14 protein-coding genes are annotated in these 13,778 nt (G+C 55.9%); 3 read left to right on the top strand and 11 right to left on the bottom strand.

From position 1 onward, the window contains the following. Positions 1-40: 40 nt before the first annotated feature. From ACAM27_RS10330 to ACAM27_RS10310, 5 genes are all read right to left on the bottom strand, one after another. Positions 41-1,954, bottom strand: coding sequence for a flagellar hook protein FlgE (locus tag ACAM27_RS10330; RefSeq protein ID WP_014421755.1), 1,914 nt, complete (start codon positions 1,952-1,954; stop codon positions 41-43). A 28-nt stretch (positions 1,955-1,982) separates the two neighbouring features. Next, on the bottom strand, positions 1,983-2,660 hold the full coding sequence (locus ACAM27_RS10325; RefSeq protein ID WP_011784613.1) for a flagellar hook assembly protein FlgD: 678 nt from the start codon (positions 2,658-2,660) through the stop codon (positions 1,983-1,985). A gap of 17 nt (positions 2,661-2,677) precedes the next feature. After that, positions 2,678-3,127 (bottom strand): flagellar basal body rod protein FlgC, encoded by a 450-nt coding sequence (gene flgC, locus ACAM27_RS10320; protein ID WP_222533644.1) that lies wholly within the window; start codon positions 3,125-3,127, stop codon positions 2,678-2,680. A gap of 33 nt (positions 3,128-3,160) precedes the next feature. After that, positions 3,161-3,559, bottom strand: a complete 399-nt coding sequence (gene flgB / locus ACAM27_RS10315; protein ID WP_011784611.1) for a flagellar basal body rod protein FlgB — start codon at positions 3,557-3,559, stop codon at positions 3,161-3,163. Between the two features lie 216 nt (positions 3,560-3,775). Beyond that, the gene (locus tag ACAM27_RS10310; protein ID WP_022992508.1) at positions 3,776-4,357 is read right to left on the bottom strand and encodes a nitroreductase; all 582 of its coding nucleotides are present in this window, start codon (positions 4,355-4,357) and stop codon (positions 3,776-3,778) included. A gap of 335 nt (positions 4,358-4,692) precedes the next feature. Between ACAM27_RS10310 and ACAM27_RS10305 the strand changes: the two genes are divergently transcribed. Next, a complete protein-coding gene (locus ACAM27_RS10305) occupies positions 4,693-6,132 on the top strand; it encodes an adenylate/guanylate cyclase domain-containing protein (RefSeq protein WP_222197847.1) in 1,440 nt (479 codons plus the stop codon). A 9-nt stretch (positions 6,133-6,141) separates the two neighbouring features. Here ACAM27_RS10305 and queF read toward each other — a convergent pair whose 3' ends face one another. The 3 genes from queF to ACAM27_RS10290 are packed head-to-tail and all read right to left on the bottom strand — an operon-like array spanning position 6,142 to position 8,699. Beyond that, the gene (gene queF, locus ACAM27_RS10300; protein ID WP_222197848.1) at positions 6,142-6,960 is read right to left on the bottom strand and encodes an NADPH-dependent 7-cyano-7-deazaguanine reductase QueF; all 819 of its coding nucleotides are present in this window, start codon (positions 6,958-6,960) and stop codon (positions 6,142-6,144) included. A gap of 18 nt (positions 6,961-6,978) precedes the next feature. After that, positions 6,979-7,752: an ABC transporter permease gene (locus tag ACAM27_RS10295; protein WP_011784607.1), complete on the bottom strand. Its 774-nt coding sequence runs from the start codon at positions 7,750-7,752 to the stop codon at positions 6,979-6,981. Next, a complete protein-coding gene (locus tag ACAM27_RS10290) occupies positions 7,749-8,699 on the bottom strand; it encodes an ABC transporter ATP-binding protein (protein WP_222197849.1) in 951 nt (316 codons plus the stop codon). The genes ACAM27_RS10295 and ACAM27_RS10290 overlap by 4 nt, the downstream gene beginning before the upstream one ends. 248 nt (positions 8,700-8,947) lie before the next feature. Here ACAM27_RS10290 and ACAM27_RS10285 point away from each other — a divergent pair, with 248 nt between their 5' ends. Continuing rightward, the gene (locus tag ACAM27_RS10285; protein ID WP_222533643.1) at positions 8,948-10,063 is read left to right on the top strand and encodes an organic solvent ABC transporter permease; all 1,116 of its coding nucleotides are present in this window, start codon (positions 8,948-8,950) and stop codon (positions 10,061-10,063) included. Here ACAM27_RS10285 and ACAM27_RS10280 read toward each other — a convergent pair. From ACAM27_RS10280 to ACAM27_RS10270, 3 genes are all read right to left on the bottom strand, one after another. Then, positions 10,053-11,360: an HD-GYP domain-containing protein gene (locus tag ACAM27_RS10280; RefSeq protein WP_222533642.1), complete on the bottom strand. Its 1,308-nt coding sequence runs from the start codon at positions 11,358-11,360 to the stop codon at positions 10,053-10,055. The two genes, ACAM27_RS10285 and ACAM27_RS10280, sit on opposite strands and share 11 nt — an antisense overlap. A gap of 177 nt (positions 11,361-11,537) precedes the next feature. Further along, a complete protein-coding gene (locus ACAM27_RS10275; RefSeq protein WP_222533641.1) occupies positions 11,538-12,134 on the bottom strand; it encodes a hypothetical protein in 597 nt (198 codons plus the stop codon). 62 nt (positions 12,135-12,196) lie between these two features. Further along, on the bottom strand, positions 12,197-12,475 hold the full coding sequence (locus tag ACAM27_RS10270; RefSeq protein WP_011784602.1) for a PilZ domain-containing protein: 279 nt from the start codon (positions 12,473-12,475) through the stop codon (positions 12,197-12,199). A 194-nt stretch (positions 12,476-12,669) separates the two neighbouring features. Here ACAM27_RS10270 and ACAM27_RS10265 point away from each other — a divergent pair, with 194 nt between their 5' ends. Then, positions 12,670-13,683 (top strand): Fe(3+) ABC transporter substrate-binding protein, encoded by a 1,014-nt coding sequence (locus tag ACAM27_RS10265; protein ID WP_014421765.1) that lies wholly within the window; start codon positions 12,670-12,672, stop codon positions 13,681-13,683. Positions 13,684-13,778: the final 95 nt, after the last annotated feature.

Raw genomic sequence — 13,778 nt, 5'->3', positions numbered from 1 at the left:
CTTCCTGCAGGAGTCATGCCATGTTCGCTAGGGCGCGAAATTATCGGAGGTTGATGATGGTCTGGGTGACCGCATCGGAGGTTTCAATGGTTTTGGCGTTGGCCTGGTAGTTGCGCTGGGCAATGATCAGGTTCACCAGCTCTGCCGAAAGATCCACATTGGAATCCTCTACGGAGCTGGCCTTGATGGAACCAAGCGTGCCGGTATCCGGAGCACCAATCACCGGCTGGCCGGATTCAAAGGTTTCCACCCATGTGGTGTCACCCACCGGAGAAAGACCGTCAGTGTTATTGAACGCAGCCAGGGCCACCTGACCCAGAGACTTGGACTGACCATTGGTATACCGGGCGAAGATCACGCCTTGGTCGGACACATCGAGGCCTGAAAGACGGCCGGTGGTGTAGCCGTTCTGCTGCTGATCGTTAACACCAAATGCCGCGCCATACTGGGTGGTATTGGCCAGATTGACAACGAACGCAGAACTGGTGGCCGGCTCAGGAATCGGGCTGACCACATCACCGGGATTCGCCGGCGGGCCGTCAGCACCGTTCGGATCACCGCTTGGATCCTTAGGCACCCAGTCGGTGATAATCAACTCACCGTTCGGATCACCGTTGATGGATTCCAGCTGGCCATCCTGGTCAAACAAGGCAGTGTATGGCGTCTGGTCGGTACCACCCACCAGTTCACCGTCAATCTGGAGGTAGATAGACCACTGGCTCTGACCCACCCCGTTACCCGGAGATGGCTCTTTTACATAGAACTGGGTCAATTCGTGGGAATTGCCCAGGCTGTCAAAAATGGTGGTCGACGTTGCGTGGTTGTAAGTACGCTGGTCGATGGGATTGAATTCGTTGGTTACGGTAAACGGTGTCGCATTGAAGGCGACTTCAAACGCGTTGCTACCTGAATCAGTGGTCACCTGCTCAACATTGCGATCGGTGGTAACGAACACCTCACCGTCATATTGCTGGTTGTTGGTGAGCGGAGTACCTGTGGGAGCATCGCCGTAGGCTACCTCCAGCGGCTGCCCACCACTGTGGATGATTCGCAAAACATCGGGGGTTGAGGGGTCTTCGTCATCATCGACAACCGAGGCCGAGATCGCATTGTCGCTGGTGTCGTTAATGGCTTCCGCCACATCTTCCAGGGAGGATACATTTTCCAGATTCAGCGGGATCGGTGCAGATCCGTCTATCCGGATTTCAAGCCGGAAATTGGTGGCGCTGCTCACATCGCTATCGGTCAAACCGGTCAGGGAAGCTGCGGTTCTGGCAGTGGCCGTTACTCCCGGCGCAGCATTAATGGCAATGGCAGCATCACTTGCAGAAGCCGTGGCATCAATCTGCGGTACCGTGTAATCACTGGTGCCGTCGGAGTAGCCGAAGGTAAAGCCGGAACCTTGAAGATCTGCAAGCGCGATCGGATCAAAATCCCGGATGCGACGCTCAAGCACAGTCTCTCGGGAATCCAGATTCAGATCGGTCTGGAGATTCGTTGTGCGACGGGGCGCCAGGTTGTCGGTTTCAATCTGAAGGTCACCACGGATGCCAGACAGGTTGCCATCATCATCAGCGGTATAACCCTGCACCCTCATATTCTGGTTATTAACAACATAGCCTTCTTTATCAATCCCGAACTGGCCAGCCCGGGAGTAACGGATTTCACCGCCATTATTCAGAATAAAGAAGCCATCACCACTGATAGCCATATCCAGGCCGTTATCGGTAAAGCTGATATTGCCCTGACCGAATGACTGCTTTACGTCCTGCACCCGCACGCCATCGCCAATCGGATTGGTACCGGCACTCAGGAAACCACTGGCGTACAAATCACCGAACTGTACCTTGCTGCTTTTGAAGCCGACGGTACTGGCGTTGGCGATGTTGTTACCGGTGACATCCAGATCCACCGAAGCGGCGCGCAGACCACTCAAACCTGTGTTAAATGCCATGACTTATACCTCCTGGTCTGACACCGGATCAGTTGATTTGTTTGACTTCAGACAGCGGAATGGAGCCCATTCCGGCCAGATTCAGAGTAATGGAACCACCCTGCCCCAACGACACACTGTCGACATTGGCGCTCACCATGGTCGCCAACTGCTCCGATCCGGAGGGATAGGAGCCCTGCGCCACAATCGAGTAGGGGCCGGGCGGCAAAGGATTGCCGTTGCCGTCCTGCCCATCCCACTGGAACGACACCACACCAGCCTGGCTGCTGCCCATATCAATCTGGCGAACTAACTCACCGCTTTGATTCATGACCGACAGTCGCAGCCCACCCGTGGAAGCCGGCACCTGAATGGTGCCAGTTATCTCGCCTTCGCTACCCAGAATGCCCACACTGGAGGGTGCCAGAACGGTTTTGCCTACCATCGCCGAGGCCTGCAAGGCCTGGCTGGACCGGAACTGACCAACCACATCGTCGACACTGCCCGACAGATTCTGCATTTCTTCCAGTGAACTGAACTGGGCCAACTGGGCGATAAAATCGCCGTTGTCCTGCGGCTCCAGTGGGTTCTGATTCTTGAGCTGCGCCAGCATCAGCTCCATAAACGCGTCTTTACCCAGCTCGTTGCCACCAGGGGTCTTGCCCTCCTGGTTCAGTTGGTACTGGCTCAGCACGTCTGAGGCGGCTGCGGAATTCACTGCACTCATGGCTTAATCCTCACTTGTTACTGCTGACCCAGTGTCAGAATTCGCTGCATCATGGATTTGGCGGTGTTCATGACATCCACATTCATCTGAAAACTGCGGGACGACGACATCATGTCCGCCATTTCCTCAACCACGTTCACGTTGGGGTAATAAACGTACCCTTCCTCGTTCGCGGCAGGGTGATTCGGCTCATAGCGCATCTGCAGTTCTGCATCGCTCTCGACAATCCCCTCAACGCGAACACCTGCCCCGGCCCCCTCTTCGGAACCCATACCAAATCCCTGCTGATCAGGGTTCAGCATGGCCTGCTGAATAGCGGCAAACACCGGTTTGCGGGCACGGTACGTTGTATCCGTGCTCGAACTGGCGGTTTCTGCGTTGGCAATGTTAGACGCGGTGGTGTTGAGCCGCAGTGACTGTGCGGTCATGCCGGAACCGGCGATGTCGAAAATGTTACCCAGTGACATGACAATCTCCTTAAATCTCGTACGGACTGCGGCTTATTCGCCCTTCAGCGCCTTGGTCAGGCCGGAAAACCGACTACTCAGGAACTGGAAGCTGGCCTGGTAATCCATGGCGTTGCGCATGAAACGGGTCTGCTCGGCCTGCGCATCCACGGTATTGCCATCAATTGATGGCTGGTGCGGGGTACGGTACAGCAGCTCGCCGTCAGCGCCAGGGCTGGAGGTGTCCATATGGCCACTGTGGGTCGTGGTCATACCAAAGCCCGTCATGGAATCCTGCGCCTTCTGCATCATCGCCTGGAAATCCACGTCGCGGGCTTTGTAGCCCGGGGTGTCGGCATTTGCCAGGTTGTTCGCCAGCACTTCGGCCCGCTTGACCCGCGCCTGCAGCGCGTGCTCATGAATACCAAGCGCTTTGTCGAATGTAATAGCCATTACTGCCTCCAGATCTTTGCACCGACCAGGCTGAACCTGTGAACTTGCCGGTTTTGCGTTCTGAAGTGATTAAAGCAAGCAGAGTGCCAGAATTGAAAAAGCCCGCTGTAATGCGGGCTTCGAAGAGGGCTGTCTAATAAATGAGCGGCAAATTCCGGTTAAACGCAACGAGGGCGGCAACGGGTTTCCCCAGGCGGAGTTGCCGCTGATCGAGGCTCAGACTTGCCAAGGGGAAGTGCGCCCTGGCGCGGCCCACCTTGAGACATACTCTTTGGTATCGGGCCGGGGCACCGATGGTTTCTCACTGGCAACGGTACCGGTATAGAGGAAACCGACAATGGACTCGCCCGGCAGCAGCCCAAGACCGTCATGCAGCGACGAATGATAAGCCACAGGCCCGGTTCGCCACATGGCGCCGTAGCCGGCATCATTCAGCGCCAGGGAGATAAAACTCATACCAGCCGCTGCCGACATTACCTGCTCCACCTCCGGCACCTTCGGATGATGACGGGGCGACGCAATACCGACAATAATCATGGGTGCACGAGCCGGAGCATTCCGGGCCTTCTCACGCTCCTTATCAGAAGCCTCCGGCGGGCAGCATTCAGCAAACAGGTCGCCCAGAGCTGCCAGGCCTTCCCCCTCTACCACGAGATAACGCCAGGGCCTCAACAACGCATGATCCGGGGCCCGGGCCGCGCACCGGAAGGCCTGATCAACCACTGACACCGGTGGTGCCGGTGCCTGCAAACGGGGCTCCGAAGCACGATCCAGAATAAAACGGGTTATCGAACTCATACAGTCTCGCTGTTGATTGGTTGCATGATTTTCGGTTGGGCCGGAAGCGGCCCCGATGAATTGTGAGTTCTACGTAATGCTGTTAATCTTTAGTCGTAGTTCAAACCAACAATTATAAAGAACCGGCAACACACAATGAGCGACCAGCGGGCATTTCGCAACTTTGCAGAATTCTACCCGGACCACCTGGATGATCACAGCGGCGCTGACTGCCTCCGCTTTCATTTTATTGAGTGCAAGCTTGCTCTGAGTGTTGTCTTATGGGCTGTTTATCGCCTTATGGGAGACTGGGGAATGTTTCGCGACATACTTATCGGAAGGATCCGGTTCTGAAAATGATGAGCGCACCCGCTGAATTACGCAGCGTAACCGGCAATACCGGCAAGCTGGGGCAAGGCGACATCTACGACCACACGGTGGCGATTCCACCGATGCCCGATTACAACGGTCGGATACTGGCCTACACCGCCACTGCCGCCATTATTGTCACGGGTGTCCTTCAGGGTGTGTTTCCCCAATTGCTTCTCTGGATGGTGGCTGGCGCTCTGATCTGGCCTCATCTCGCGCACGTGCTTACACGGCGAACCTTCCTGCGACGTTCAGCCCGGATTCGGCAAAAAATGCTGTTCCTCGACTGCATAATCGGAGGCAGCTTTATTGGCTTGATCGGATTGATCGCCATTCCGTCGGTATCGGTTGTCCTGATGCTGATGTTCAGCTGTCTGATCGTGGGCGGCGTCAGGCAATGGTTGTTCGGTACAGCGCTCATGTCTGCCGCCATGGCCGCCACAGTGGCGGCAACCGGCACCGCCGCCGATCTGGAAGCCCCCCTGCTCACCAGCATCGTCGCCATCTTGGCCACAGGCACGTACATCTGCGTCACCGCCTATTACTCACACCAGCAGGCCCGGGCCCTGCTGCTGGCAAAGACCCAGATTCAGAACCAGCGGGAACAGTCCATCGCCCTGTCCCACAAGCTCTCGAAATACCTGTCGCCTCAGGTCTGGCAGTCCATCTTTACCGGGGAACGGGATGTTCGGCTTGAAACCCAGCGCAAGAAACTGGCAGTGTTCTTCTCAGACATAAAAGGCTTTACTGAACTGTCGGAGGAGATGGAACCGGAAGCCCTTACCGAGCTTCTGAATCACTACTTCAACGAGATGTCTGAGGTGGCCCTAAAATACGGCGGCACCATCGACAAGTTTGTTGGCGATTCCATCATGGTGTTCTTTGGCGACCCGACCAGCCGAGGACCGCGCGAGGACGCATTTGCCTGCGTGTCTATGGCCATCGAAATGCGCAAGCACATGAAGATCATGCGTCAAAAGTGGCGAAGCCAGGGCATCAAGACGCCCCTGGAAATCCGCATGGGCATCAGTACCGGCTACACCACGGTTGGTAACTTCGGCGCCGAAAACAGGATGGATTACACCATTATCGGCAAGGAAGTGAACCTCGCCAGCCGACTGGAGTCCCTGGCGGAACCAGGCGAGATTCTGGTGTCGTATGAGACCTTCTCGCTGATCAAAGACCGCATTATGTGCCGGGACAAGGGCGAGATTACCGTAAAAGGCTTTGGCAAGCCGGTGCCCATCTACGAGGTGGTGGATTTCCGGCGCGACATGGGGCCTCACCGTAGCTTCCTGGAACACGAACACAGCGGCTTTGCCATGTACCTGGATTCCGATAAGGTCACCGAACGGGAGCGCAAAGCCATACTCAGCGCCCTTGAAGACGCAGCCGACCGACTGCGTCAGGAAGACGATACCGAATAGCCGAGCCTGCTACTGCCTAACCAGCCGCGGCCCCGGACCATCTTCAGCGCATGTGCTGCGCCAGGGGTTGATATCCAGGCCACCACGCCGGGTGTAACGGGCGCACACCATCAAGGATTCCGGCTGACACTTCGACATCAAGTCAGTAAAGATGGTTTCAACGCAATGTTCGTGAAAATCCTGTTTCTGACGGAAGCTCACGACATAGCGCAGCAACCCTGCCCGATCAATCTTCCTCCCGGAATAGCGAATCAGTACCGTGGCCCAGTCGGGTTGGCCGGTCACTGGACAGTTGCTTTTCAGAAGATGTGAACACAAGCCTTCACTGACCACCGGCTCGCTGGTTGTCAGCGACTCAGGCGCATAGTCGTAGGCCACCTGCTCTAGCGTTTCATCATCGATCAACTCGTATCCTTCGGGCCGGCCGATTGCAGGCGCTGAGTCATCCACACTCAGAAGCGTCACATCCACCGCCGCACCACAGGCACTCGAAAGATCCTGGGTAATGGTCTCGGCCACTTGATCCGGAGACGAGAACACCGCCTGATTCAGAGAGTTCAGGTACAGCTTCAGGGATTTGCTCTCAATAATCGCAGGCGATGCCGCAGGAAACCGGATTTCTCCCCAGGCCACGGCCGGTACACCGCCAGGATTCAGCCAAGAGATTTCCCACGCCTGCCACATGTCCTCGCCAAACCAGGGCCAGCGGCCATCGTACAGGCCGATTCGCCGGCGGTTTTCTTCCCGGGCCACCGGGAACAGCAGAGACGGATCGTACTGATCAGGGTATTCACTGGACTTGCCCAGTGGCGCGTTATCAAGAGCCATATCAGTTCCGGAAATGAATCAGTGTCGAATGCCCTTGCCACGGGCAAGCATGCGCAAGGCTACCGCCGCCAGCAAGACGATGAAAACCAGAATCATACCAAGAGACACGAACGGATTAACGTCCGAAACACCCAGTATGCCGAAGCGAAAACCGTTAACCATGTACAGGATCGGATTCGCCATGGACACGCCCTGCCAGAACGACGGCAGCATGTCGATGCTGTAGAACACACCCCCCAGGTACGTTAGCGGAGTAAGCACAAAGGTCGGGACAATGGAAATGTCATCAAACTTGGTCGCCAGCATGGCGTTGATGAAGCCACCCAGAGAGAACAACGCCGATGTGAGAATCACCGTGATAACCACCATCAGCAGGTTATGGATACTCAACTGGGTGAATGCCAGCGACAGCAAGGTGACGATCAGGCCGATACTCAGGCCCCGGGCCATACCACCAGCCACATAGCCCGCCAGGATGGTCCAGTTCGGCACTGGCGACACGAGCAATTCCTCAATACTGCGCTGGAACTTCATAGAGAAAAACGACGACACCACATTGGAGTAGGAATTGGTGATCACCGCCATCATGATCAGGCCCGGCACAATGAACTGCATATAGTCGTAGCCGCCCATTTCACCGATGCGGGAACCAATCAGGTTGCCAAAAATAATAAAATACAGCGTCATCGTGACGGCCGGCGGCAACAGCGTCTGCGGCCAGATCCGGGTAAAGCGCCGAACCTCGCGGGTAACGATGGTTGTAAAGGCTGTCCACAGTGCTTGCGGTGTCATGCTGTTACCTCGCTGGCTTTCTCTGCCTCCCGGGCGTTCTCCTCAACCATGCGAACGAACAGCTCTTCCAGCCGGTTGGCCTTGGTTCGCATGCTCAGCACACGAATACCCAGGTTCTCCAGTTCGATAAACAGAGCGTTCAAACCCTGTCCCTTGGCAACTTCCACTTCAAGCGCACCATCGTCATCCAGGCTGGCTTTGAATGCAGTCAGTTCAGGGGCTTTCTCTAACGGCTGCTCGGTATCCAGTACAAAGGTTTCTACACTGAGCTGTTGCAGCAGTTCCCGCTTGCTGGTGTGCCGGATGATTTCCCCATGATCAATAATGGCAATGTTGCGGCACAGGGCTTCCGCCTCCTCCAGATAGTGGGTGGTCAGAATGATGGTAGTCCCCTGACGATTCATCTCCTCCAGGAATTGCCACATGGAGCGACGCAATTCGATATCCACACCGGCCGTCGGCTCATCAAGAATCAGCAATCTGGGCTCATGTACCAGTGCCCGGGCGATCATCAGGCGGCGTTTCATACCACCGGACAACATCCTGGCCGGTGTGTTGCGCTTGTCCCAGAGCCCGAGCTTCTTCAGATACTTTTCCGCAGACACCCGTGCGGTTTTCAGGGGTATGCCGTAATAACCAGCCTGCGTGGTGACGATATCTTCCACCTTCTCGAACTGGTTAAAATTGAATTCCTGTGGAACCACACCCAGGGAGAGCTTGGCGCTTGAGAGGTCTGTATCGATATCATGGCCGAACACTTTGACCTTGCCGCCCGACTTGTTTACCAGAGAGGAAACAATCCCAAGAGTGGTCGACTTGCCGGCCCCGTTTGGGCCCAGCAAGGCGAAAAAATCGCCTTCCCGAACGTGCAGATCAATGCCTTTGAGGGCCTGAAAACCATCGCTGTAGTTCTTGGTCAGCCCTTCAATGTCCAGTGCGTAGGTCATACACCCCACCGTTGTTCAGAAATCGGGCTCCAGAGGAGCTAAAAAGATAGAGAGCTATTTGATTGAGGCAACGCCGGAAAATTCAAGGGACGAAGCCAATTAAAGCCAGGTGCCCCAAACCCTCAAACTGCGACAGGATTCCCGATATAGCCGAAGTGCCATCCCTATAATGCGGTTACAACAACTTACAAATCGGACACCGGCCACCGGATGCTCCAGGTCAACGCGAAGGGATTGTACGAAACGCCATGAAACTCGTTCACCTCACCCGCTTTATTCTGCCACTCTCTGCAGCCATCGCCCTGACCGGCTGCTTCGATAGTGGCAGCAGCTCCGGATCCGACGATACCCGCACCGGGCGAATTCATTTCCAGGGCGTTGGTGGGCTGACCTACCAGACTGCCAGTCAGTCCGGAAAGACCAACACACGTGGCGAGTTCCGTTACTACCCCGGCGAAACACTCTCGGTCAAAGTCGGCAACCTCCCCATCGCGGAGGGTATTCCGGCCAGGGAATACGTTACCTTCCTGGAATTTCAGGAAGACACACGCACCGCGCTGCAAACGCCGGGCGTAGACGATGAGGGGCTGAGCAGCCACCAGGTTCGTGAACAGCTGCTGTTTGAGAACAGCACACTGATGAACCTGTCCCGTTTCCTTCTGGCCCTGAACTGGACAGAGAACGTAGACGACGATGAGGGCATCGATATCCGCGAGCGGGTCATCAACCAGCTCAATCGGGCGCTCGATAATCCCAACCTGCCGAACACAGTCAACTTCAATGTCAGTACCAGCGAATTTACCGCCGAGAATTCACCGGCCAACCAGATCCTGGCGGAGATCTGCTTCTACCCGGAAGATGACCCGCTGTGCGGTGAGCCGCCAACCCAGGAGGAAATCGACAACGCCGATGACCGCCCTGTGGATGGTGAGCTGGATCCTGATGTCGACTACAAGGAAGACCTGGAGGCGCTTCGGGAACGGATTCTTCAGTCCGTACGCAATATGGATGAATTCGACAACGAGCAGGCCCGCAATTATCTGCGCCGAGAGCTTGCCGCCATCACCCGGGCGTTATCGCGGCAATACTACCTGTCACCGGAAGACGCCACACACCCCGCCGGCGACAACGGTATCAAGTCCGTGAAAGTCAGAAAGATCAGGGGTGACGCTCAACTGGCGCAGCTGCAGGCCCAAAGCACGCGCCCAACCGACGTTTATATCAATGCCGAAAGCTGGCAAGAAGCGGAAGTGGAATACGTGGTCGATGGCCCCAAAGGCGGTGAATCAGAAATTCTGGTGAACTTCCGGCCGGAAGACACCTACCGCTGGGTGCGCAAGCAGATACGCATACTTATCGATTAATCAGTTTACCCAGGGACCAGCGAGACTCGGCACCGGTCACATCGAAGCCGGCCGGGTCCAGGCCCTCGGTGCCGTGAGGCAAACACTCGCGCACGGTCAGTAACTCCGAGGCGCCTCGGGACTCATTGTGCCGGGCCAGATCAACAATCTTTGCGGATTTCAGCGGCCGATGCTCGGCGTCCTGCATGACCATCACGCTGGGCCATAGCCTCCTTCCCGGTGAGTGGGATACCACAATGCCACGCTGGCCATCAGAAAGCTCCACCAGAGTACCGGTCGGATACACGCCCACACCCTGGATAAAAGCCTCAACAAGATCTTCCTGAAATTCGATATTGCGCATATCGTACAACAGCGATACCGCTTTTGCCGGTGTCATGGGATCCTGATCATCCCTGGGCGCAATCAAAGACTCAAAGTATTCTGCAATACCTGCAACTTTTGCCAGCAGCGGGATACGGTCGCCACGAATTCCCTGTGGAAAGCCGGAACCATTGTGCCGCTCGCGGTGCCCCTGAACCACGCTCATAACGGCTCTGGAGAGACCCGCGCCTTCCAGCATCTGACAACCACGTTCCACATAGGTGCGATAAGTCGCGTATTCTTCAGTGGATAGACGGTGCTCTCGGGCCAGCATCTCTTTAGGCAATGCGGTCTTACCCACCTGCGACAAAAGACACCCCACTCCCAGATGGTTCAGGAGCCCTTCGTTCAATCCTAGCTGCCGGCCACACACCAGAGCCCATACTGCGGTATTCAGGGCATGCCGATACACAAAATCATCATACTGGCGGGTGCGGCTCAGCCACAAAAGCGCATTCGGCTGGCGAACAACGCTCTCTACCATGCGACGGGTGACCTCCGCAGCCGGACGCAGATCCGGCACCTGATCTTCCTGAACCGTCTCAAACATCCGGCTTAACGCCAATTCCGCATCGTTGAGAAGCTTGCGGGATACTTTAAGTTCCTTTCGGAGGGGGACATCGTTCTTGTAAACAACCGGTTCACGAATACTCAGTGGCGCCAGCTGCAACTCCTCCCGGCCACCCGAACGGGCATTGGAACGTCGAGCAAAAGGGCGAACCTTGTCCGTCCCGAGGGTGATTTCCTCGCGGGTTTCAGCAACATCGATCATCACCCACTTACAGTGGGAAACAACGGCTTTCAGGTCGTTTTCAGAACGGAGGTAAAAACCCTGGATGGGAAACGGTGTTTGGTGCCAGGGGCGATCAAGATCCGACACGAACATGCCGATCTCAAGATCATGTACCGCGATTTTTTTCTGACGAACGCCCACTAAACACCTCGGGAACATAGATTCTTTGACTGTTCCCAGTTTGCCACGTTGGCGGCAAGACTCCATTACGATTTGGTAGCCAAGCGTCACCAAACCGCAACAAGCCGTAACTCAGATTTTCATTCGGCAACGGAATGTATCACTGTGACCAAGCTCACAGGGAAAAGCAGACAGGCTTCAATCTTCCAGACACTGATTCTCGTCAAAATCCGGCAGACGCGCATTCAGAGAGCCCCGGGGCACCTTCCTGGCGTAAACCGTATAGGCGACTGCAGACGGGCGGATGTAATCTACATTCACCTCTTCCCCGTCCTTCATCAGGGTCGGCTTTGCAGGCTGGCAGGAAACCAGAAGCTCAAAGCGGCTGCCGACATCGGCAACCCGGCTTTTCCCTTGAGGCATTTTCACCGTCAAACAGGCAGCCTGCTCTGTGGCCGGCGCACCGGTTGCCGCCAGAACGTCCAGCGACGGATCTCCACAAGCACGAATGCCATCACCACAATCACCAGCACTGTCATGGCTGCTGTCGGCAATACGCCAGACCCGTTCACTGCACTGGGTTTCCAGTTTCATGGTGGTAGCCTGATTACTGCCTGGCCACCACTCTGGATATTCCGCGCTTTGCCAGTTCACTCGCACCTGCCGGGTTTCACCCGCAGAGTTCTCCGCAGGGAACATCGCATAGTGGGTATAGTAGCTGGCACAGCCCGATAGCATTACCACCGGCACAGCAAGCACCGAGGCCATCAATCTCAGGTAAGTGGGTGAACTCATCAGGCAAGACCTTTTCTTTTAACTGCGTCCATTATCGCCATCATGGAATCCACTTCCGCCAACTATTCGGCAGTATCGGCAAACTGCAACCCAAAGCCATCAATAGTACGGCGCACCACCACCATATCCAGAATGGGTGCCGGCACAGGAAGCCCCTGCACCTGAACGGTCACGCAATCGCCTATGGAGGGCTCAAACACCTGTTCCCCCAACACAATGAACACACCGCCATCTGAGATGTCACGGGTAGAGAAAACGAATTCTCCCAGCTGCTCATGGACCAACTTCACTTTTGCACTCATTGCCGTGCGGCTATGCTCTCTGCGATCACTACCGACCATGCTCGGAAACCCTGCCATTTGCTGCTTTCTTATAGTGTTATGAAGCATAACACTATTTTCTGAAAAATATCCCCGAAGGGTTATTGACTCATTCGCGGTTAGCAATGAGAATAGTTGTCGTTTTTAACTGCCTGTCACATTCGATTACAGGCGTACGTTCACCTTTTAGCAACGCGACAGAAAGGATCACCACTATGCGAATGAAACTTGCCGCAACTGCCGCCATCGCTCTGGCCGCCATGCCGCTGTCCGCCTCTGCCGACGGCGAGGTCAACATCTACTCCTACCGTCAGGCTTACCTGCTGGAACCGCTGCTCAACGCCTTCACCGAAGAAACCGGCATTGAAGCGAACGTTGTCTTTGCCAAGCAGGGTCTGGCCGAGCGCCTTGAGCGTGAAGGCCGCAACAGCCCGGCAGACGTGGTGATGACGGTCGACATTTCACGCATCAACGAACTGGTTGAGAAAGACCTCGTTGCCGGCGTTGAGACCGACACGCTGCAGGAGAACATTCCGGAGAACCTGCGCCACCCGGAAGGTAAGTGGTACGCCCTGACCACTCGTGGTCGCCTGATCTTCGCATCCAAAGATCGCGTTGAAGAGGGTGAGATCACCACATACGAGCAACTGGCTGATGACAAGTGGGAAGGCCGCATCTGTACCCGCAGCGGCAAGCACCCGTACAACATCGCCCTGATCTCCTCCATGATCGCCCACCACGGTGAAGAAAAGACCGAAGAGTGGCTGCAAGGCGTCAAAGAAAACCTGGCACGCAAACCCCAGGGTGGCGATCGCGACCAGATCAAAGCCATCGCTGAAGGCGTCTGCGACATTTCCATTGGCAACAGCTACTACTACGGCAACATGCTGATGGACGAAAACCAGCGCCCGATCGCCGAACAGGTTAACCTGGTATTCCCGAATGCCGAAGGTCGTGGCACTCACGTAAACATCAGTGGCATTTCCCTCACCAAGAGCGCGCCGAACAAGGACAATGCCATCAAGCTGATGGAATTCCTGTCCTCACCGGAAGCCCAGCGCATCTACGCGGAAGCCAACACCGAGTACCCGGCGAACCCGGAAGTGAAGCCTTCTGGCCTGGTAGCCGAGTGGGGTGAGATCAACCCGGACGATCTGTCACTGCAGGAAATCGCCAACAACCGCGAAGCGGCTGTGAAGCTGGTTGACCGCGTTGACTATGACGGCTGATCAGCCTCACACCAACCGGTAAACCGAAGGGTGTCCTGTCCAGGGCACCCTTTTTTGTTGGCCACAAACATGACCGCAGTCATTGCAGGGAAGCA

Source organism: Marinobacter sp. RI1 (assembly GCF_041155085.1).
Classification (GTDB): Bacteria; Pseudomonadota; Gammaproteobacteria; order Pseudomonadales; family Oleiphilaceae; genus Marinobacter; species Marinobacter nauticus.
This window is presented reverse-complemented; position numbering and strand designations above follow the sequence as displayed.